The 22,871-nt window shown below is 77.5% G+C and carries 7 protein-coding genes; all 7 read left to right on the plus strand.

What is annotated here, in order from left to right:
- Window positions 1–257 precede the first annotated feature (257 nt).
- The 7 genes from AMIR_RS12545 to AMIR_RS12580 are packed head-to-tail and all read left to right on the plus strand — an operon-like array spanning window position 258 to window position 22,657.
- A complete protein-coding gene (locus AMIR_RS12545) occupies window positions 258–1,112 on the plus strand; it encodes a DUF4132 domain-containing protein (protein WP_015801334.1) in 855 nt (284 codons plus the stop codon).
- Window positions 1,109–6,013, plus strand: coding sequence for a hypothetical protein (locus AMIR_RS40170; protein WP_015801335.1), 4,905 nt, complete (start codon window positions 1,109–1,111; stop codon window positions 6,011–6,013). The genes AMIR_RS12545 and AMIR_RS40170 overlap by 4 nt, the downstream gene beginning before the upstream one ends.
- The gene (locus AMIR_RS38130) at window positions 6,010–10,908 is read left to right on the plus strand and encodes a hypothetical protein (RefSeq protein ID WP_015801336.1); all 4,899 of its coding nucleotides are present in this window, start codon (window positions 6,010–6,012) and stop codon (window positions 10,906–10,908) included. The genes AMIR_RS40170 and AMIR_RS38130 overlap by 4 nt, the downstream gene beginning before the upstream one ends.
- A complete protein-coding gene (locus tag AMIR_RS40175; protein WP_015801337.1) occupies window positions 10,905–15,839 on the plus strand; it encodes a hypothetical protein in 4,935 nt (1,644 codons plus the stop codon). The genes AMIR_RS38130 and AMIR_RS40175 overlap by 4 nt, the downstream gene beginning before the upstream one ends.
- Window positions 15,836–16,993 carry an ATP-binding protein gene (locus tag AMIR_RS12570; RefSeq protein ID WP_015801338.1) on the plus strand — a complete coding sequence of 386 codons (1,158 nt, stop codon included), beginning with the start codon at window positions 15,836–15,838 and terminating at the stop codon, window positions 16,991–16,993. Before AMIR_RS40175 ends, AMIR_RS12570 begins: the two co-directional genes overlap by 4 nt.
- Window positions 16,974–20,894, plus strand: a complete 3,921-nt coding sequence (locus tag AMIR_RS12575; RefSeq protein WP_222840724.1) for a DUF5682 family protein — start codon at window positions 16,974–16,976, stop codon at window positions 20,892–20,894. Before AMIR_RS12570 ends, AMIR_RS12575 begins: the two co-directional genes overlap by 20 nt.
- On the plus strand, window positions 20,891–22,657 hold the full coding sequence (locus AMIR_RS12580) for a hypothetical protein (RefSeq protein WP_015801340.1): 1,767 nt from the start codon (window positions 20,891–20,893) through the stop codon (window positions 22,655–22,657). The genes AMIR_RS12575 and AMIR_RS12580 overlap by 4 nt, the downstream gene beginning before the upstream one ends.
- The last annotated feature ends 214 nt before the right edge of the window (window positions 22,658–22,871 follow it).

Below are 22,871 nucleotides of genomic sequence, written 5' to 3' on the forward strand. Positions count from 1 at the left end.
CCCGCCAACGCCCGCGACCGCCCCTGTGCCCCACCCCGCCCCCACTCCCCGCCCACCCCGCCCGAAGATCATCCCCACCTGGGGAACGAACCGGCCCGCGCTCACGTCCGAAGTGGAGCTCGACCGAGGTCGGCGGCGTTACGGCCAGTTGGGAACAACACGCTCGACGGTTTTTGTCGGACCCCATCGCTAACGTCCGCCGCATCACGTCGACACCGACGTCACACACCGCAAGACCGACAACGCAGGGAGGAAACGTGGGCTGGCTCGACGCCGCGTCCGGGTACCAGGTGCGGCTTGGGGAGAACGGGCGTGTGCAGTGCCGCAACGCCAAGGGCAAGGTCCTGTCCTCCGTGCCCGCGTCCATCAAGGACGATCCGCAGGTCGTGCAGCTGCGGCAGCTGACCGAGTGGCTGACCAGGCACGAGGCCGAGTGCCTGTCCACCGTGGACGGCTGGATGGTGCGCTCGCTGCCCGTGCCGACCGCGCTGCTCACCGAGGTGTGGGCCGACGAGGCGTGGGCGAGCGCGCTGCGCGACCTGGTCGTCACCGCCGACGGCGAGACCGGGTTCCTGCGCGACGCCGACCCGGAGCGCGGGCTCGGCGTGGTCAACCTCGACGGCGAGACGCTGCGGCTGTCCCCGGAGGCGGTCGACATCCCGCACCCGGTGCTGCTGGCGGACCTGGAGGAGCTGCGCGAGTTCGGCGCGGAGCTGGGCGTGGAGCAGAAGGCGCAGCAGCTGTTCCGGCAGACCTTCGTCAAGCCCGAGTCATTCCCCGAGGGCCGCAACGCCGTCGACGACTTCGCGGGCGGCAAGTTCGAGCAGCTCAACCACGCCCTCAGCCGCTGCCGCACGCTCGGCTACCCGGTGCGCGGCGGCGACGCGGTCTACGCGGCGTTCGAGGGCGGCCGGGTCGTGGAGGCCCGCTTCTGGCTCGGCTCCGACTACCCGGAGGGCGAGACCTGGACCGGTCACCTGGCGTGGGCGCTGGAGGACGGGACGTCGGTGCCGCTCGCCGAGGTCGGCCCGGTCGCCTGGTCCGAGGGGATGCGCATGGCCTCGGCGATCCACGCGGGCCGCGTCGTGGACGACAAGGACGGGCAGTCGTGACGGACCCGGCCGCGCTCCTGGCAGCGGGCGCGGTCCTGCCGCCGGCGACCGGGGCCGGGCAGCCCGACACCGACCGGTCCGTGCCCGACCGGTCCGGGCCCGACCACCCCTGGTCCGGCCAGGCGGCGACCACCACGGCCCGCCACTACCGCCACCCCGCCGCCGAAGGCCGCGTCGTGGTCCGGCTGGCGCCCGAGGAGCTGGGCCGCGCCGAGGACCTGACCGCCGAGTTCCTCGGCTTCCCCGTCCCCGAGCGCGTCCGCGCGGTCGGGCGGGGCAGGCGGGTCGCGCTGGGCTTCCCGGCGTGGGCGCTGGTCAACGACCCGGCCAACGGCCACCACGCGCTCGCCCTGGTCAAGGACCTGGAGCGGGTCTCGCGGCAGGCGTCCGGGCGGCCGACGCAGGCCAAGGAGCAGTTCCTCGCCCTCGGCGAGCGCCTCGGCCGCTCCGCCCCGCACTTCCTCCCCACCTTCTACGAGCAGGCCGCCCGCGCGTTCGTCGCCGCGGGCAACCCGGCCTTCGCCGCCGTGCTGTTCGGCAAGGCCCGCGAGGCCGAGCGGGTGCACGACCTGGCGGTCGATCACGACCGGCTGCGCGAGGTGTTCCTGGAGTTCGCGTTCGCGGGCGCCCTGACCGCCAAGGCGCTGTCCGCGCACGCCAGGGGCCTGGCCGGTCGGGGCGACCCGGCCGCCTCCTACGCCCTGTTCCGCGCGCTGTGCGTCAAGCGCACCCAGGGCGGGCTGCCCCCGTACACCGGGATGCCCGAGGACCTGAACCGGCTGGCCAAGGCCGCCGGGCTCGACCAGCGGGCCGAGCAGCGGTCCGTGCTGTCCGCCCTGCTCGGCACGACCGCCGTCACCAGGGCGAACGCCGGCTTCTGGAAGTCCTACCGGTCCGCGCTCGTCGACCTGGCGCGCGCCGACGCGGGCGTGCGGCGCAGGCTGCTGGAGTTCGTCCCGGCCGACGCCGCCGCGCTCGACACCTGGCTCGGCGTCCTCACCGCCTCCGGCGCCGCCGACGCCCTCACCGACCCGGACGGCCCGCCGCCCCCGGTCACCGCCGCGCACTGGCTGGCCACCGCCGTCGCCACCGCCCACCCGGTCTGGGACCCCAACCCCCGCTCCCAGGCCCTGCTCGACCTCGTCGAGCGGATGCTGCCCCGCCTGCGCGCCGACGGCCACCCCGTCGAGCTGCTGCGCGGCTGGCGCACCCACGCGCTCGACGTCCTCGACCTGGTCCTCGCGGGCGGCGTGCCCGTCGCGCCCCCGCTGCACCCCGACAGCTACCTCACCGTCGGCAAGTGGCTCGCCGACGAGGCCCCCGGCCGCCGCGACCTGCGGGCGCTGGCCGCCTCCGAGTTCGCCGACGCCCTCGGCGAGGGCCTGGTCGTGCACCTGGAGCGGGCCGTGCGCGCCGACGTGGTCGACGCGGGCGCGCTGGCCGCCGCCTGCGCCGTGCCCGGCCTGCGCGCCGCGCTCGGCGCGTGGATCACCACCCGCTCGCCGGGCCCCGGCCCGCACGGGCTGCCCGCGCTGCGCGAGCGGCTCGCGGAGCTGCGCGTGGTCGGCATCCCCGAGGCGTTCGCCGACGTGCCCGAGGCCGCCGACGCGATCGCCGCCACCGACGTCACCGCCGCCGTCCTCACCACCCTGCGCGCCGGCCTGTACGACGAGCTCGGCTGGCCCGCGCTCGACCGGGCGCACGAGGACCTCGCGGCCCTCCCGCCAGGCGACCTCGGCACCAGGATCGTGGGCGAGGGCTGGCCGGCGCTCGTGCTCGGCCGGGGCGAGCGGCTGGTCGTCGTCGGCCCGGACGGCGTGCTCGACGAGCACCGGTTGCGGGTCCCCGCCGACCAGCGCCACGGCTTGTTCTTCCGGGTCGGCGCCGACTGGCACGACGGCTCGATCCTGGTCCGCTGGCCGTCACCCGGCGGCGAGCGCGCCTACTGGAGCCACGCGCCCGGCAGCCCCTTCCCGCTCACCGACCGGCGGCCGGGGTTCCACCGCGCGGGCGCGCTGCGCGGCTCCATCGCGGTCGGCGACGGCCGCTTCGCAGGCGGCCGGGTCGTCCAGCTGGGCGACACCGACCTCCCGGTCCCCGCCGACCCGCTGGGCGACGGCCAGGGCCTGTGGGCCTACCGGGGCGAGCCGTGGGACTGGCACCTGCACGAGGTCGACCCGGCCACCGGCGACGCGGGCCGGGCGAGCCTGCCCGCGTTCCTGGAGGACTTCGCCACCACCGGCGCCCAGCTCGTCCACGAGGTCTGCGAGCTGCGGCCCGCCGTCCCCGAGACCGCGAACAGCCCGCTGGGCGCGGCCAACGGCCTGCACGGCTGGCGGGTGCGCCGCGAGGCCGACCGCTCCTGGTCGGCCGAGGGGATCGACGGCCGCGCCGTGCGCAGGCCGAAGGGCGGCGAGATCCCGGCCGGGCTGCTGCACCTGCCCTCGGGCGGGCGGCTGGTGCTGATGGCCGTGCACAACGGCCTGCGGCTGCTCGACGTCGACGGCACCGAGCTGGGCAGGCTCGACGCGCTCGGCGACGAGCCCTGCCAGGAGGGCGCCGCGGGCAGCCCGGTCGTGCCGCCGCTGGACTGGTGGCACGTGCTGCGCCCGCGCGACGAGGCCGGTTCGGCGGCGCTGCGCGCGGTCACCCGCGAGGCCGTCGACGCCCTGCTCGACGCCGCCACCGACGCGGACGGCCAGGTGGACGAGCTGGACGAGCACGACCGGCAGGGCTGGCTGGCGGCGGTGCGGCGCGGCGAGCCGGACGCGCTCGCCGAGGCGATCACCGCAGCCCTGCCCGGACTGACCCACCCCGGCCTGATCGCGGGCGTGGCCGACGTGGTGCGCCGCGCCGCCCTGCTGCGCGCCGGGTTCCGCGCGTTCGCCGCGTTCGCCGACACCGTCAGGGCGCTGGGCCCGGAGGCGCTGGCCGCGACCGGGCCCACGATCACCGACTGGCAGGTCGACGACGCCCTCTCCTGGTTCCGGGAGCCGTACCGGGCCACCACCGCGCCGGTCCCCAGCGGCCTGCCCACCGCGATCGCCGCACTGGGTCGCGCCGCAGGCGCCCAGCTGACCGAGCCGACCCCGCTGCCGCCGCTGACCTGCCACTACTGGACCGACCACCTGCACGCGCTCGACGCGCTGCTCTACCGGGCCGCGTCCCCGCTCACCCCGGCCGACCAGCGCGCCGCCCTGGTCGCGGTGCTGCGCGCCACGGTCGCGGCCGGCCTGCACGACGAGCCCGGCCGGTGGCGGAACGTGGTGGTGCGCTGCCCGGAGACCACGCCCGCCAACGTCGCCCTGCCCACCGCCGACGGCTTCCTGGTCACCTACTACCGCAGGAGGGACGAGGGCGGCGGCGTCATCCAGGCCGTCGGCCTCCAGTTCACCCGCGAACCCGACAGCCCCTCCCCTCCGCCCGGCATGGCCCTGCTGGAGGTGCGCCCCGCGCGCGGGGCGCTGAGCGGCGCGAACGTGCTGCGGTTCCTGGACGCGCTGGCCGAGCGCGGCCCCGCCCCGTGGCGGCCGGACGCCGGTCCCGCCCTGGCCGCCCTGACCGGCGCCGGCCGGGTGGCCGCGACGGCGCTGCTCACCGGGATGCCCGGCCTGCGCTTCCGGCCGAAGGTGTTCCTCGACGCCGCCGAGCGCGCGCTGGTCGGGCTGAGCAGCGCCGAGACCGCCTCGGCGGGCCCGGTGCTCGGCGCGCTGTCCGACCGGCGGAAGCTGGTCCTGCTCGCCGCCGCCGTGCCCGCCGACCCGCTCGCGCTGTGGGAGAGCGGCCCGGACGTCGAGGCCGTCGCGCGGGAGTGGACCGCCGTCCACGGCAAGCGCGCCCCGCTGCCCGAGGACCTCCAGGTCCTGGTCAACCGCGAGCTGTGGCACGACGAGGAGCAGCGCCGGGTCTCCGACCTGGTCAACCCGGACCTGGCCCGCTGGCTGCACGTCGACGGCGACACCACCCTCGTGGACGCCGAACCGGTGGCCTCCGACAAGACGGCCTTCGACGACGACGACCTGTCCGGGGCGCCCGGCGCGCTGGCGTGGCTGGCCTACCGGCTGCCCGCCGCCTCGCCGCTGCGGCCCGCGCTGGCCCGCTCGCTCGACCTGGTCCGCGCGCGCCTGGCGCACGAGGGCTTCGCCTTCCTGCTCGCCGACCTCCAGGACACCGCGGCGATCACCGACCTGACCGGCGTCGAGGTCGGCCCGGTCGGGGAGGTGGGCAGGCACCGGGAGTGGCTGGAGGTCGCCCGCTCGCACTTCAGCTTCTGCGCCCTGCTCGTGCGCCCGGCCCTGCTCCGGCCGCAGGACCGGCCGCTGCTCGACGCGCTCACCGAGGTCCTGCACGCCCGGTGGCCGGTCAGCCGCCTGCGCCTGGCGCTCGACCCCGGCCTGGCCGCCGCCTGCGCCGCCACCGCGCCAGGGGGAACCGGCCCGGACACCTACTTCCAGGACCCGGCGTTCTCGGTGCCGCACCTGGTGGAGCGGGTCGCCGACCGGCACGGCCTGCCCGCCGACGCGGCGGCGCTCTACCTGCAACTGCTCGCCCTGCCGGACCCGACCGACGCGAACGTGGCGCGGTGGACCGGCTGGAAGCCCGCCCGCCTCAAGAAGGCGCGGGCCGCGCTCGCCGACACCGACCTGGTCGTCGGCGGCAGGCGGTCCAGGGCCGGGCGCTCCCTGTTCCTGCCGGGTGGCTGGCTCGACCAGCGCAAACCCCGGCTGCCACTGGAGGTGTGGAAGACGTCGCTGTACGGCGACGTCGGCTACCCCGACCACTCGACGGGCGTGATCGCGCCCGCCGAACCCGTCGCCGACCTGTTCGCCCGCGCCTGGGAGCGCGTGCTGACCGGGGACGCGCCCGCCTACGACCCGCTCACGACCGGAGGAGACCGGTGACCGCCACCGCCGCCAGGATGATCGCCGCAGGAGCCGTGCTGCCCGGCACCGACTCGACCGGTGAGGACCGCGACACGATCACCGCCCGCCACTACGGGCACCCCGCGCTCGGCGAGCGCGTCGTCGTCAAGCTCGTGCCGAGCGTGCTCGGCAAGGCCGAGGACCTGACCGCCGAGTTCCTCGGCTTCGCCCCGCCCGCCCGCGTGGAGGGCGTGGGCACCGGCAGGCGCGAGGCGCTGGGCTTCCCGGCGTGGGCGCTGGTCAACGACCCCGCCAACGGCCACCACGCGCTCAACCTCGTCAAGGACGTGCAGCGCCTGGCCAGGATGGCGCGCTCCCGCGCGGGCGCCGCCAAGGACGGGTTCACCGCCCTCGGCGACATGCTCGGCCGCTCCGCCCCGCACTTCCTGCCGACCTTCTACGAGCAGGCGGGCCGCGCGTTCCTCGACCACGGCAACACCACCTACGCCGCCACCATGTTCGGCAAGGCGCGCGAGGCGGAGGAGGTGCACGACCTCAAGGTCGACAACGCCCGAACCCGCGAGGTGTTCCTGGAGTTCGCGTTCGCGGGCGCGCTGACCGCCAAGGCGCTGTCTGCGCACGCGAAGGTGCTGCTCAAGCGTGCCGACCCGGTGGAGGCGTACGAGGGCTTCCTCACCCTGTGCGTCGAGCGCACCAGGGGCGGCCTGCCCCCGTACACCGGGATGCCCGAGGACCTCAAGCGCCTGGTCAAGGCCGCGAAGCTGGACCAGGCCGAGCAGGACGAGCGGCTGCTGGCCGCCCTGCTCGACAGCGCCTCGATCCCGCGCGCTGGCCAGGGCTTCTGGAAGCACTACCGGAACGCGCTGGTGCGCATGGCCACCGCCGACCCGGAGGTCCGCTCGCACCTGCTCACGTTCGTGCCGTCCGCGGCGGCGGCCCTGCCGCTGTGGCTGGACATCGTCACCGCCTGCGGCGCGACCCGCGCGTACACCGACCCCGTGGAGACCGCGCCCGCCGCGCCCAGGCCCGCCGCCGAGTGGCTGTCCGACGTCATCGCGGTCAGCCACACCAACTGGGGCGCCCAGCCGCGCCTGCCGAAGCTGCTCGACCTGGCCGAGGCCATGGCCCCGAGGCTCGTCGCCGACGGCCACGAGGTGCGCCTGCTGCTCGGCTGGCGCTTCTACGCGCTCGACCTGATGGACCTGCTGCTCACCGAGGGCGTCCCGATCGCCGAGCCCAAGCGCAGGGACATCGACTACCAGGTCGGTTCCTGGCTGAAGGACGACGAGCCAGGGGCCCGCGACCTGGCCGCCGTCGCCGCCTCCCGGTTCGTCGCGCGGCTCGGCGACGGCGTCTACAACTGCCTGCGCTCCACCACCGACAAGGGCCTGACCACGGTGGACGCGCTGCTCAAGGTGCTCGCCGTGCCCGGCCTGCGCGTCGCGCTCGCCACCTGGAACACCGCCAGGGCCGCCGACGACGCCCCGCGCGGCCTGCCCGCGCTGGGGGAGCGGCTGGAGCAGATCGGCGTCCTGGCCGTGCCCGAGGTGTTCGCCGACACCCCCGAGGTCGCCCAGGCGTTCGCCGACACCGACGTCCCCCAGGTCCTCGCCGACACCCTGCGCGCCGGCCTGTTCGACGAGCTGGGCTGGCCCGCGCTGGAGGAGGCCGTCCGGGCGCTGGAGGCCGAGAAGATCAAGGACGACCCCGGCGTCGTCCTCGCAGGCGGGGCCTGGCCGGTGCTCGTGCTGCGCCGCGCCGAGAAGTTCGTGGTCGTCGGCCCGGACGGGGTGCTCGCCGAGCACCAGGCCCGCATCCCCGCCGACCAGCGCCACCGCTGGTCGTTCGACCCCACCGGCACCTGGCACGACGGGGCGCTGCTGGTGCGCTGGCAGGGCCCGGACGAGGAGCTGGGCTACTGGAGCGACGCGCCCAGCAAGATCTTCCAGACCAGCCACGAGAACAGCTACTACCGGGGCTCCACCCCGGAGCCCGCGATCACCACGCCCGCGGGCCTGTTCACCGGCGGCAGGCTGCTCCAGCGCGGTGACACGCACGTCCCCTCGCCCCGGCGGGTCTACGGCGACGGCGTCAACCTGTGGACCCTCGGGTCCCTGCCCCAGGGCGGGCAGGGCCTGGTCGAGGTCGACCCGGCCACCGGCGAGCTCGGCCGGGCGAGCCTGCCCGCGTTCCTGGAGGACTTCGCCGCCGAGGGCGCCTCGCTGAACGTGCACTCCTGCGCCCTGCGCCCGTCCGTCCCGGCCACCACCGGCAGCCCGCTGGGCGAGGCGAACGGCCTGCACGGCTGGCGGGTGCGCCGCCAGGCCGACAAGTCCTGGCTGGCCGAGGGCGTGGACGGCAGGCGGGTGCACCTGGCCGACGGCGAGCGCTACGCGCCGGTCGGTCAGCTCGCCCTGCCCGGCGGGGGCAAGCTGACCCTCGTGTCGCACTACCGGAACATCGAGCTGCTCGACGAGCACGGCGTCGTCGTCGGCTCCCTGGACGGCGTCGGCCAGCAGTACTCGGACTACTCGGCGGGCACCCCGCTGCTGCCGCCGCTGGGCTGGTGGCACGTGCTGCGCCCGCGTGACGAGGCCGGGTCGGCGGCGCTGCGCGCGGTCACCCGCGAGGCCGCTGAAGCCCTGCTCGCCGCCGCGGTCGCCGAGGCCGCGCTGCCGAAGGAGGAGCGCGACGAGCTGCCCGTCGCGCACCGCTGGTGGCTGGGCGCGCTGCTGCGCCGCGTGCGCGGCGAGAAGGCCCCGCGCGACCTGGTCGCCGAGGCCGTCGCCACCGCGCTGCCCGGCCTGACCCACCCGGCGCTGGTCGTCGGCGTGTCCGACCTGGTGCGCCGCGCCGCGAAGCTGCTGGTGGGCTACCGGGCGTTCGCGCCGGTCGCCGAGGCGGCCCGCACCGCCGACCTGGACGCGCTCGCCCCGAGCGGCCCGGTCGTGAGCGCGGAGGCCGTCGAGGGCGCGCTCGACTGGTTCGGCGGCTACCGCTACCGGTCCGGCAGCTCCGGCGCGGCCACGCTGCCAGGGCTGATCACCGCGCTCGGGCAGGCCGCCGCCGGTCCCGTCGAGGCGAAGGCGCTGCCGCAGCCGGACAGCAACACCTGGCACGAGGTGCTGCCCGAGCTGCCCGCGCTGCTGCACCGCGCCGCCTCGCCGCTCACCCCCGAACCGGAGCGGGAGGCGCTGGTCCTGCTGCTGCGCTCGCTCGCCGACGCCGGTCTGGTCGACGGCGCAGGCCGCTGGCGCCTGGTCGGGATCGTCCTTCCGGTGAAGACCCAGCTGACCAAGCACGCCGTGCTCCCGCTGGGCGGCGGCTTCGCCACGTTCACCACCCACGGCAGCTCGCGCGAGGACGACACCTACCTGGTGGAGGGCCTCCAGTTCAGCCCCGAGCCCGGCCGCTTCGCCCTGCCGCCCAAGGCCACCCTGTCCTACTCGCGCGAGCTGCGCGGGTCCCTGACCGGCGCGGACGTGCTGCGCTTCCTGGACGTGCTCGCCGAGCGCGGCCCCGCGCCGTGGCGCGCCGACGCCCCCGAGGAGCTGGCCGGGCTGACCGGCCTGGGCACCTCGGTGTCGGCGCTGCTGCTCGCCGGGATGCCGGAGATCGAGACCTGGGGCGCGAGCTTCCTGACCACCGAGCAGCGCAAGCTCATCGGCCTGTCCGCCGCCGAGCTCAAGGCCGCCAGGCAGGGCCTGCGCGACACCGCCAAGCGGTTCCGCCGCGAGCTGCTCGCCGCCGCCGTGCCCGCCGACCCGGTGGCGCTGTGGGAGGGCGGACCGGACGTCGAGGCCGTCGCGCGGGTGTGGGTGGGCGCGCGCGGCAGGCGCGTGCAGGTGCCCGACGACGTGCTGCTGGACGCCAGCAAGTCGCTGACCAACCGCTCGCCGGAGACCACGCTCGCCGCGCTGCTCAACCCCGAGCGCACCGAGTGGCTCAACACCGACGCGCGGATGCACGTCGTCGAGAACAACTTGAAGATGCGCGAGAGCGAGGGCTTCACCGGCCACCACCTGACGGTGTCCGTCGAGGCGCTGACCTGGCTGGCCTACCGGCTGCCCGCGGCCTCGCCGCTGCGCTCGCGGCTGCCCGTCGCGCTGGAGCTGGTGCGCGCCCGCAACGCCAGCCGGGACCTGGCGATCCAGCTCGGCACGTGGCGTGAGACGGTGGCCGTGGAGAAGATGCTCGGCATCACCGCCGACCGCACGATCGGCGCGATCACGAACCACGGGGGGTGGCTGGACGTCGTCACCACCGCCGAGCAGTACTGCACCCTGATCGCGTGGCCCGCGCGGGTGCGCCCGCAGGACCGGCCCGTGTTCCAGGCGCTGGCCGAGCAGTCGTACTCGTCGGACGTCATCGCCTGCGGCGACCTGCTCGCCACCGACGCGCTGACCGAGCTGTGCACCGCGGTCGCGCCCGAGGGCACCGACCCGGAGGTGTTCTTCCAGGACCCGGCGTTCTCGGTCCCGCACCTGGTCGAGCAGGCGGCCGAGCGGTTCGGCCTGTCCGCCGACGCGGCCGTGCTGTACCTCCAGCTGCTGGCCCTCCCCGACCCGACCGACGCCAACGCGGCCCGGTGGACCGGGTGGAAGCCCGCGCGGCTGAAGAAGGCGCGCGCCGAGCTGGCCGAGACCGACCTGGTGCTCAGCGCCAAGCGGGCGCGGGCGGGCCGGTCGCTGTTCCTGCCGGGCGGCTGGTCGGACCTGAAGAAGCCGCACCTGCCGGTGGAGACGTGGAAGGCCGCGATGTTCGACGTGGCCTTCGGCTACGAGCCCGCCAAGCGCGGCGGCGCCATCGTCCCGGTCGAGCCGGTGGCGGCCCTGTTCGAGCGCGCCTGGCAGCGCGTGCTCGACGGCGACGCCCCGGCCTACGAGGAGTTGCGCACCGGGAGCCGCCGATGACCACCCCCGCCACCGGTCCGACCGCGTCCGGGGCGTCCCCCGGCGGTCGGACCGGTGGCGCCCACGACGCGGTCACCGCCCGGCGCCGGTCCCACCCGGTGCTCGGCGACCGCGTCGTGGTCCGGCTCGTGCCGGAGTCGCTGGCCGAGGCCGAGGAGGTCCTGGCGGGCCTCCTCGGCTTCACCCCGCCCACGCGGGTGCGGCCGGTCGAGGGGGCCGTCGTCCCCGAGCCGGGGGAGCGGTCGGCTCCCGGCGACCGGGCGTACGTCGAGTACGTCCTGGACCTGGTCGCCGACCCGGCCGGGCTGGCCCCGCTGGTCAGGGCGAGGCCGGGCGTGGCCAGGGCCGGGTTCGCCCAGCTGGGGGACCTGCTGGCGCACGTGGACCCGACCCTGCTCCCGGTGTTCCACGAGCGGGCGGGCCGGGTGTTCCTCGCGGCGGGCAGCCCCACCTCGGCGGCGGCGATGCTCGACCGGGCGCGGGAGGCGGAGCGCGAGCACGCCCTGCCCGTCGACCTGGACCGGGCGCGGGCGGTGTTCCTGGAGTTCTCGCTGGCGGGCGCGGTCACCGCGAAGGCGCTGACCGCGCACGCCAGGTCCCTGCTCGAGCACCCCGACCGGCCGCGCGCGTACGAGGCGTTCTTCGCCCTGTGCGTGGACCGCGTCCGGGCCGGTCTGGCCCCGCACCCGACGATGCCCGCCGAGCTGGCCAGGCTGGCGCGCGCGGCGGGCGCGGACGTGCGGGCCGAGCAGGAGCGGCTGCTGGCGGCGGTCCTGGCCTGCCCGGCGACGACCAGGGCGCCCCGGTCGTTCTGGACCCACCACCACGCCGCGCTGACCAGGCTGTCCGCGCGGGTCCCGGAGACCGGGGCGCACCTGCTGGCGGCCGTCCCGGCGGTCCCGGACGCGGTCCCGGCCTGGTTGGAGGCGGTCGCGGCGAGCGGCGCCACCGCCGCGTACACCACCCCCGCCGGGACCGCCCCGCTCCCGGCCGCGCACTGGTTGTCGCGGGTGATCGCGGCGACCCAGGGCGGTCCGGCGCGCGTCCCGGCGCTGCTGGACCTGGTGGAGGAGCTGGCGCTCAGGCTCGTGGCGGACGCCCTGCCGGTGCGGGCCCCGGACTTCCCCGCGCTCGACCTCCTGGACCTGCTCCTGGCCCGAGGCGTCCCGCTCGACCTGGTCGCCGGGCCGCCGGACGCGGTGGGCGCCGAGCACCGGCTGGCCCGCTGGCTGTCCTGCGCCGAGCCGGGCCGCCGCGACCTGCTGGCGCTGGCCGGTTCGGAGCACGGCGTGGCGCTGGGCGCGGCCGTGCACGCCCACCTGCGCGCCACCACCCACCGGGGCCCGGCCACCACCGACGCGCTGCGCGAGGTGCTGGCCGTCCCCGGCCTGCGCCGGGCACTGACCAGGTGGATCACCGCCCGGTCCGCCCCCCTCCCGCGCGGCCTCCCCGAGCTGGCCAGGCTGCTGGACCGGGTGCGCCCGGTGGCCAGGCCGGAGGTGTTCGCGGACGCCCCGGAGGTCGCCGAGTCGCTCGCCGCGGCGGACGTCGCGGGCGCGCTGGCGGCGACCCTGCGCGCGGGCGTGCTGGACGAGCTGGGCTGGCCCGCGCTGGACCGGGCGGCCCACGCCCTCGGCGAGGGCGTCCGCGCGGTGGGCGGCGAGTGGCCGGAGCTGCTGCTGCGCAGGGGCGTGGCGGGCGCGCTGGTGGGCCCGGACGCCGTGCTCGCCGAGCACACCCCGCGTCCCCCGAGCGCGAAGCGCCCCCAGCGCCCCGCAGCGCCCGCCTCCGACCCGCTCACCCCGGTCGGACTCCCCGACACCGCTCCGGAGGCCCACCGCTCCCCGCTCGGCGCGACCCCGTGGCCCGTGATCACCGGCGAGCCGCCGACGCCTCTGCCCGAGGTCCGCGCGGGCGCGCCCCTCCCCGGTTTCCTCGCCGACTTCGTCACCGAGGACGCCGACCTTGACCTGCCCCGCTCCGACCTGCGCTCGTCCACCCCGGCCACCACCGGCAGCCCGCTGGGCGAGTCCGGCGGCCGGCACGGCTGGCGACTGCGCAGGAACCGGGACGGCTCGTGGACCGGCGAGTCCGTCACCGGCGCCCGAACCCACCTCCCGGCGCCCTCCCCACCCCCGCTGGGCCTGCTCACCCTCCCCGGCGGGGCGCGGCTGACCGTGCTGGACGCGGGCCGCTGCCCGTCCACCCCGCACTGCCGCAAGCTCACCCTGCTGGACCCGGAGGCGGTGGAACGCGCCGAGCTCCACCTCAACCACGACCGCCACTACGCCGCGGGCACCCCGCTCCTGCCGCCCCTCGCGTGGTGGCACGTGCTGCGCCCGCGCGACGAGCCCGGTTCGGCCGCGCTGCGCGAGGTCACCACGCGGCAGGCCGAGGCGATCCTCGCGGCGGCCCTGTCCGACGGCGACCACGCCCTCCCCGGCATCCCCCTCCACCCCACCACGGGCATCCCGCCCACCACCCGCCAGGGCCACCCCGACCCGGTGGCGGAAGCCGTGACGACCGCGCTCCCCGCCGTCACCGACCCGGCCCTGATCACGGGCGTGGCGGCGCTGGCCCGGCACGCGGCGACCCTGCTGACGGGCTTCCGGGCGTTCGCCCCGATCGCCGAGGCGGCCCGCACCGCGGACCCGAACGCCCTGCCCGCGACGGGAACGGCGGCAACCGAGACCACGCTGGCCGCCTGCCTGTTCTGGTTCGGCCGCCCCCACTGGCCGGGCCACCAGGGCACCCGCCCCCTCACCGAGCTGATCACCGCCTTGGGCGAGCTGACCACAACCCCCGAGACCTCGAACCCCACGGCTCCGGTCACCACAACTCCGGTCGCCCCAGCGGCACCGGTCACTCCAGCGGCACCGGTTGATCCGGCAGCGCCCACGGCCACTGCCAACGCACCCACCCCTGACGGCTCCCCGCCCGCCCGCGACACCCCCGCGCCTGCCTCCGCCGAGCCCGGCCCCGCTGGGCCAATCTCCGCCGAGCCCGGTCCCGCCGCCCTCACCTCCGCCGCCGAGGCGGCCACCCCCGCCCCACCCGCCACCTCCGGCGCGGAGGCGGCCCTGCCCGCCTCACCCCCCACCCCCGGCGCGGAGCTGGCCAAGCCCGCCCCACCGACCACCTCCCCCCTCCCCCTCGGCTCCGCCGGAACCGCCCTCGGCCAGCGCTTCGCCCGCCTGGCCGGTGCCCGCGCCGCCACACCCGCCGACTCCCGCCCCCTCCCTCCCGCCGCCCCGGCGGGCTGGCACGCCGCGCTGCCCGACCTCGGCGCCCTCCTGCACCGGGCCGCCTCCCCGCTCACCCCGCCCCCGCACCGGGACGCCCTCGTCGGGTTCCTGCGCGCCCTGGTCCGCGCCGGCCTGGTCGACGGGGCGCGGCGGTGGCGGGTCGTCGCCTTCGAGCTGCCCGCCCGGTTCGCCCCGCCGCTGCACCGCGCCACCCCGCTCGCCGACGGCTTCGTCGCGTTCTTCGAGCGCCGCGTCCGCCGCAACGGCACCTGCCGCGTCGAAGGACTCCAGTTCACCCGGACCCCCGGCGAGTTCGCGCTCCCCCCGCGCGCCCTCCTCGCCGACGCCCGCGAGGTCCGCACCGCGCTCACCCCCGCCTCGGTCCTGGCCTTCCTGTCCACCCTCGCCGACCGCGGCCCCGCCCCCTGGAACCCCGACGCCCCGAAGGACCTCGCCGGGCGCGCGGGCATCGGCACCGCCCAGGCCGCGCTGCTGCTCGCCGGCCTGCCCGGCGTCAACGGCCCAGCCGAGCACTTCCTCCCCGAACCGGACCGCCGCCTGATCGGCCTGTCCACCGCCGAGGCCGACATGGCCAGGCGCGCGCTGGACAGCACCCCGGACCGGTTCCGCCGCGCCCTGCTCGCCGCGGCCGTCCCCGACGACCCGACCGCCCTGTGGACCACCGGCCAGGACACTGCCGCGATCGCCCGCACGTGGACGGCCGAGCGCGGGCGCCGCCTCCCGGTGCCCGACGACGTCCTGCTCGACGCCCACCTGGCGTTCGGCGAGCGCTCCACCGACCTGCTCTCCGACCTGGCCAACCCCACGAGCGCCACCTGGCTCACCACCAACCGCCCGCGCCGCCCCCTCGGCGTCCGCGCCACCCGCCCGTCCGCCGGAGCCCTGAACAGCGCCGCGCTGACCAGGGCAGGTCTCACCAGCGCACCTCAAGCGCCCCCGACGCCCCGGTCCACCCCCGAGGGCTTCACCGCCGACCACCTCGGCCCCGCCCTCGAAGCCCTCACCTGGCTCGCCTACCGCCTCCCGGCCGCCTCCCCGCTGCGCGCGAGCCTGCCCGAGGCCCTCGAACTCCTCCGCGCCCGCGCCGCCCACCCCAAGTTCGACACCCCCTCGGTCCGCTGGCGCGTCGCCGCCCACCTGGAAGCCCTCGCCGAGGACGCCCTCACCGCCGCCTGCGCCGCGCGCGCCGACACCGACCCGGACGCCTACTTCCAGGACCCCACCACCTCGGCCCCGCACCTGGTCACCGAGGTGTCCACCACCCTCGGCCTCTCCGGGGACGCCGCCGCCCTCTACCTCCAGCTCCTCGCGCTCCCCGACCCGACGGACGCCAACACCGCCCGCTGGACCGGCTGGAAGCCCGACCGCCTCAAGCGCGCCCGCGCCGAGCTGGCCGCCACCGACCTGGTGGTGACCGCGCGCCGCCCCCGCGCGGGCCGCGCCCTGTTCCTCCCCGGCCCCGTCGTCGACCCCGGCAAGCCGCACCCGCCGCTGGAGACCTGGAAGGCCGACCTGCTCGACCCCGCGCGAGCGGACACCCCCAAGCGCACCGGCGCGCTCGTGCCCGGTGAACCCGTCGCCGACCTGTTCGCCCGCGCCTGGCAGCGCGTGCTGGACGGGGACGCGCCCACCCCAGAACCGCACAGGACCGGAGGACACCGGTGACCGCCACCGCCCCCGCCAGGCAGGTAGAACCAGCCGAGGACGCCCACCGCGAGGAGCTCGCGTTCCTCGCGGCGCACGACGACGGCATCAAGCCACCCGGCTGGCGGCTCACCCCGCGAGCGGTCGTCACGTTCATCGTGGGCAGCGGCGGCGACGCGCTCGCCCTGCCCAAGGGCGCGAAGGCCGACGGCCTGCCCAAGCGGCTGGTGATCAGCCCGAAGTTCGTCGGCGAGCGCGCGCTCGTGGAGCGGGCCGTGGTCACCCTCGCCGGTGAGCGCGGCCTGCTGCTGGTCGGCGAGCCGGGCACGGCCAAGTCGATGCTGTCCGAGCTGCTCGCCGCCGCCGTCTCCGGCACCAGCCAGCTGACCGTGCAGGGCACCGCGGGCACCACCGAGGACCAGCTGCGCTACGGCTGGAACTACGCGATGCTGCTCGCCGAGGGCCCCAGCCCGCGCGCGCTCGTGCCGTCCCCGGTGCTGTCGGCGATGCGCACCGGCGGCGTGGTCCGCGTCGAGGAGGTCACCCGCTGCCTGCCGGAGGTGCAGGACGCGCTGGTGTCGATCCTGTCCGACCGCCGCATCGCGGTGCCCGAGCTGTCCGGCACCGACGCGGCCACCGTGCACGCCGCCCCCGGCTTCACCGTGATCGCCACCGCGAACCTGCGCGACCGGGGCGTGTCGGAGATGTCCGCCGCCCTCAAGCGCCGCTTCAACTTCGAGGCGGTCGGCCCGATCGGCGACCTGGCCGCCGAGACCGAGCTGGTGCGCAGGCAGGCCAAGTCCGCCCTGGAGCGGGTCGGCGCGCCGTTCGCCGTGGACGACGTGGTGCTGGAGGTGCTGGTCACCGCGTTCCGCGACCTGCGCGACGGCGTGTCCGGCGAGGGCTGGGCGGTCGAGCGCCCGTCCACGGTCATGAGCACCGCCGAGGCCGTGTCGGTGGCGACCGCGCTGGGCCTGGCCGACGCGTACTTCCCGAGCGACCGCGACCCGCTGTCCCTGCTGCCCGGCCACCTGCTGGGCGTGGTGCGCAAGGACGACCCGGCGGACGCGGCGAAGCTGCGCGGCTACTGGGACGGCGCGGTGCGGCGGCGCGCCGAGTCCGGCGCGCGCACCTGGCGACGGCTGTGGGAACTCCGTGACGTCCTCGAAGGCTGATCCGGACCGCGCGGTGGCGGACCGGCTGGCCGACCACCGCGAGCCCGTGCTGATCGGGGTCCGCCACCACTCGCCCGCGCTCGCCGCCGCGATGCCCGCGCTGCTGGAGGCCGCCGACCCCGAGGTCCTGCTGGTGGAGCTGCCGCAGGAGCTGGGGGAGTGGCTGCCGCACCTGGCCGACCCCGACCTGCTCGCGCCGGTCGCCCTGTCCGGGGCGGCCCGCGACGGCGGCTCGCTCGCGTTCTACCCGTTCGCGGACTTCTCCCCGGAGCTGGCCGCGATCCGCTGGGCGCGCCGCAACGGCGTCGAGGTGCGGCCGTGCGACCTGCCGATCGCGCTGCGCGGCGACGACCACCGGGGTGGGCACGACCACGGCACCCCGCTGGCCGACGCGCTGCGCGGGGTGATCACCGGGCGGGACGGCGACGACCTGTGGGACCGCCTGGTCGAGGCCGCCGCGCCCGGCCAGTCGCCCGAGTCGGTGCGCCGCGCCGCGCTGCTGGTCGGCCTGGCGCTGCGGCGTGACGCGGAGGGCCCGGACGGCGACGGCGTCGGCGGGTTCGACCTGCGCCGCGAGGAGTGGATGCGGCACGCCGTCGCCGACGTCGCGGGGTGCCGCTCGGCCGCCGTCGTCGGCTCGTTCCACGCCGCCGCCCTGCTGCGAGGCCCGGACGGCGACCGCCCGACCGGCAGCGGGCCGGAGGTGGTGACCTCGCTGGTGCCGTACGGGTTCGCGCTGCTGGACGAGCGCTCCGGCTACCCGGCGGGCATCCGCGACCCGGAGTGGCAGCAGGCCGTCTACGAGTCGGGCGGCGACGCGGCGGCCGTGGAGTCCTCGGCCGCGGCGTTCGTCGTGCGGATCTGCGCGCGCGTGCGCGAGCTCGGCCACCCGGCGGGTCCCGGCGAGGCGCGCGAGGCGCTGCGCCTGGCGGTCGACCTGGCCAAGCTGCGCGGACTGCCCGCGCCGGGCCGGGGCGAGCTGGTGGAGGCGGTGCAGAGCGTGCTCACCCACGCCGAGCCGCTCGGTCGCGGCCGGGTCGTGGCCCGCGCCGCCGGTGACGTGCTGGTCGGCCAGCGGCTCGGCCTGCTCGCCCCCGGCACCCCGCGCTCGGGCCTGGCCCCCGCCGTGGAGGCGCTGGTGCAGGAGCTGCGGCTGCCGGGTCCGGGCTCGACCGAACCGGTGCAGCTGCGCCTGGACCCGCTGCGCTCGCCGCTGGACGCGCGCCGCGAGGTCGCCCTGCGCAGGCTGGACGCGCTCGGCGTGCCCTACGGCGGCGAGACCGCGACCACCGGCGTCGGCGGCGGCGAGGCGCTGACCACCCGGTGGACCGTCGCGTGGACGCCCGCCACGGCCGCGACCCTGCCCGTCGCGGGCATGTGGGGGGCGACCCTGGAGCTGGCGGCGCGCGGCAGGCTCATGGCCCGCCGCGCCGAGCGCGAGCGCGGCGGTGGCCACACCCCCGCCGAGGTGCTCGCCGACCTGGCCGAGGCCGCCGCGTGCGGCCTGCCGGACGTGGTCGGCGTGCTGCTGGACGACGCGGCGGCCGTGCTGCCCACCTCGGGCACCCTGCACGACCTGCTGGCCGCGCTGTCCCTGCTGGACCGGTTGCGCGCCGGGCACCTGCCGGGCACGCCCGGCGAGGTGCTGGACGGGCACCCGGTGCTGTCCCGCGACCTGGAGACGGCGGCGGTGGCCCAGCTGGAGGGCCTGGCCGGGTCCGACGACCCGGCCGACGCGCGGGCGCTGGTCGAGCTGGGCCAGCGGCACGACGCGCACGGCACCGGTGTGCGGCTGGCCGTGGCGCTGCGCGAGCTGTCGGACGGCGCGGGCCCGCTCATCGCGGGCGCGGCCGGGGCCACCAGGGTCCTGCTGGGCCTGGCCGAACCGGCGGAGCTGGGCGAGCGCGTCGCGTCCTGGATCGACACCGCAGGCACCCCGGAGGGCAGGGACGCGCTGAAGCGCGCCCTGACCGGCGTGCTCGCGGCGGCCACCGCCCTGCTGGAGACCACCGAGGCCCTCGAACCGCTGCTGGACCGGGTGGAGTCGCTGGCCGACCGGGCCTTCCTGGACCGCCTGCCCGCACTGCGCGGCGCGTTCACCACCATCGGCCCGGCCGCCCGCGCGCGGGTGCTGGCCGTGGTGCAGGAGCGGGTCGGCGCGCGGGTGGACCGGGCCGGTGACCCGGACCCGGAGCTGCTGGCGCTGTGGCTGGGGGCCGAGCGGGAGGCTGCGGAGGCGCTGCGCCTGCACGGGCTGACCGGGACGGTGGCCGGTGGGGGCGGTGCGGGCGCGGTGGAGGCCGCGGCGGTCGCGAGCACGGCGGTGGGTGGCGCTGTGACGGGTGCTGACGTGGCGGCGGGCCCTGCGGCGACGACTGCTGCTGGGGCAACCGGCGCTGCTGCGGCGGGTGGCGCTGCGGTGGCGGGTGGCGCTGCGGCGGCAACCGGTTCCGCCGCGGGTGGCCCAGCCGCCGACGCGCTTCCGCCGCCGACCTCGTCGGCGGCCACCACAACGGCGGTCGGCGTGTCCGCCTCGGCGTCCGAGCCGGGTGTAAGCGCTCCCACGAGCGGGGATGGCGCCGGGGCTCCCGGCGCCGCCGGGGCGGGCCCGCTTGCCGGGCCGGGCGGCGAGGCTGGTTCCGCCGGCTCGCGAGCCGCGGGCGGTGACACCGTCGGCCGGGAAGCGCCCGGTGCGGTCGCGGTCGGCGGTGGAGAGGCTGCCGCCGACCCCGCCGACCCCGCCGTCGCCGACCTCGGCCCGGTCGGCGCGGAGGGGGCCGAAACCGCCATCCCCGCCGAACTCCCCCCGGTGCTGCGCTGGCGGCTCCTGCTCGGCGCGCGCGGAGACCGCCCGGCGGGTGGTGGCCGGTACGCCGCCGCGCTGGACGAGCTCTACGGCCACGACCGGGGCGAGGGCGCGGACAGCGGGTCGCTCGGTGGCAGCGCGGGCGGCGACGGGGACCCGTTCCCGGTCGTGCGCGAGTGGTCCGACGAGCTCAAGGCCCTGTTCGGCGACCGGGTCCGCGAGGAGGTCCTGGCCGCCGCCGCCGAGGGCGGCAGGCTGGAGGCCGCGCTGGAGATCGACCCGACCTCCGTGCGCCCCTCGGTCGACCTGCTGCGCAACGTCCTGTCCCTGGCGGGCGGCCTCTCCGAGGACGCGCTCGCCCGGTTGCGCCCGCTGGTGGCGCGGCTGGTCCGCGAGCTGGCCGAGCAGCTGGCCAACCGGATCAGGCCCGCCCTGACCGGGATGCAGCTGCCGTTCCCCACCCGCCGTCCCGGCGGCAAGCTCGACCTGCCCCGCACTCTCAGGGCGAACCTGGCCACGGCCCGCCGAGACGAGCACGGCAAGGTCGTCGTCATCCCCGAGCGCCCGGTGTTCCGCAGCCGGGGCCGCAAGGCGAACGACTGGCGGCTGATCCTCGTGGTCGACGTGTCGGGCTCGATGGAGGCGTCCACGGTGTGGGCGGCGCTCACCGCGTCCGTGTTCGCGGGCGTGCGGTCGCTGACCACGCACTTCCTGGCGTTCTCCACCCAGGTGGTCGACCTGAGCGAGCGGGTCGCCGACCCGCTGTCGCTGCTGCTGGAGGTCAAGGTCGGCGGTGGCACGCACATCGCGGGCGCGCTGCGGCACGCCCGCGACCTGGTGACCGTGCCGGAGAGGACGATGGTGGTGCTGGTCAGCGACTTCGAGGAGGGCGGGCCGGTCGCCTCGCTCACCGCGCAGGTGAGGGAGCTGGTGTCCGCCGGGGTGACGGTGCTGGGCTGCGCGAGCCTGGACGACACCGGTCAGCCCCGCTACTCCACGTCGGTCGCGGGTTCGCTGGTGGCCGCCGGGATGCCGGTGGCCGCGCTGAGCCCGCAGGAGCTGGCCCGCTGGGTCGGGGAGAAGGTGCGCGGATGACCCCGCCCCCGGTGGCGCCCGCGGTGGTCGCCGACGTGCTCGACGCCCTCCCGCCGCGCCTGCGCAAGCGGGTCGACGCCGCGCTCGACAAGGCGGCGGCCTGGCAGGTCGTGGTCGACGGTGACGGGGCGCGGGCCGAGCTGGACGCCGACACCGCCCTCACCTGGGTGCTGCGCGGCGGGGTGCTCGCCTCGGCCGACGACCTGACCTGCACCTGCCTGCTCGCGCCCAAGTGCCTGCACCGGGGTGTCGCGGTCGCGGCGGCCGAGGTCGCCGAGGTCCCCGGCGCCGGGGCCCCCGGCACCGGGGTCCCGGCCGAGGTCGCGGCCCCCGTGGCGGAGGTCGCCGAGGAGTCCGGTCCGCCGCCGATCCGCGAGGACGAGCGCTCCGCCGCCGCCGTGCTGTGGGAGGCGTGCGCGACGGTGCTGCGCTCCGGCGCGTCCGGCAGCGGCGCGGTCGTGCGGGCCGGTCTGCTGCGGGCGGTGCACGTCGCCCGCGTCGCAGGCCTGCACCGCGCGTCGTCGGCGGGCCTGCGGATCGCCTCGATGCTCGCGGACGCCAGGGCGGGCTCGTCCTCGTTCGACCGCGAGCTGCTCACCGCCGAGCTGGTCGAGCTGCTCCTGCTCTGCCACGACCTGCGCGCGGGCGTCCCCGCCGACCCGGCGGAGCTGCGCGGCACCGCCCGCCGCGAGTACCGCCCGATCGGGGCGCTGCGCCTGTACGGGCTGTGCACCGAACCGGTCGTGACCAGCTCCGGCTACGCGGGCGTGGTCACCCACCTGGTGGACGACAGGGGCGGTCTGTGGACCGTCCCGGCGATCATGCCCGGTGGCCGGGAGCGGGTGGTCGCGGCGGCGGGCGGACCGGTGGCGATCGGCGAGTCCGGCCTCACCCAGGCCGGGCTCGGGCGCGGCGGCCTGCTGCTGTCCGGCGGCACCGCCTCCCCGGACCGCAGGCTGGGCGCGGGCAAGGCCGTGCGCGCGGTGGCCGCGTCCGGCGCGACCTGGGACGAGGAGCCCCTGGCCGGACTGTGGCGGCAACCGCTGGCCGAGCAGGTGGACCGGGCGTTCCGGGCCGCCGCCCGACCCGAGGCGCACCGCCCGCCGGGTGACGCGCTGCTGTTCGCCGAGGGCGTGGTGCGGGGACCGGTGGGTGCGGCGCTGCGCGTGCAGGTCGACGGCGGGCACGTCGACCTGGTCGCGCGGGACGAGCGCACCAGGGACAACCTGCGCGTGCTCTCCGGCGCGGACGGCCTGCGGGTCAAGGTCGTGGCCAGGCTCCTGCCCGAGCGCCCCGGCGCGGCGGTCGCGCTGGCCCTGTCCGGCGACGTCGACCTGCCCTCGGCCCTGAAGGGGCGCGCCGACCTGGGCCTGGACCGCGTCCAGCGCTCGCACGTGGCGCGCGGCGCGACCCACGACCTGCCGCCGGACGGCGAGGACGCCCGCCCGTCCGTGCCGCCGCCGCTGCGACCGCTGGAGAACGTGCTGCACCGGGTCACCCTGGGCGGCCGGGCCGTGGCGGGCGTCGCGTCGACCGGCCGGGACGTGGCCGCCCTGCGCGACTCGGGCCTGCGGACCACGGCGGCGCTGCTGGAGGAGCTGGCGGCGGCGTCGCGGGACCGGGAGCGCGACGCGTTCGGCAGGGTGGTGCGGGACGCGGGCGACGCGTTCCCGCACGCCTGGCTGCGCGCGGGCCTGCACGTCCGCGAGTTCACCAGGGCGGCGGCCCGCCGCACCTGGGTGGAGGTCGTGGGCGGCGGCTGAGCCGACCGTGGCCGTCCCGTCCCGGACTCCGGACCGGGGCGGCCACGGGCAGCGGTTTCCCGTAGGGGTCCCGCCGCCCGCCCCACGCCTCCCGCGGACCGCCCGAATGCGGAGCTTCCCCTTGCGGGGCAACGGATTCCGCCGTGCGCGCCGCGCCCCGTGCCCCGTTGGGCGGCACCCGCCGGTCGGGGCGGCCCGACCGCTCCCATTGGCG

Origin of the sequence: Actinosynnema mirum DSM 43827, from assembly GCF_000023245.1 — a bacterium.
Lineage (GTDB): Bacteria > Actinomycetota > Actinomycetes > Mycobacteriales > Pseudonocardiaceae > Actinosynnema > Actinosynnema mirum.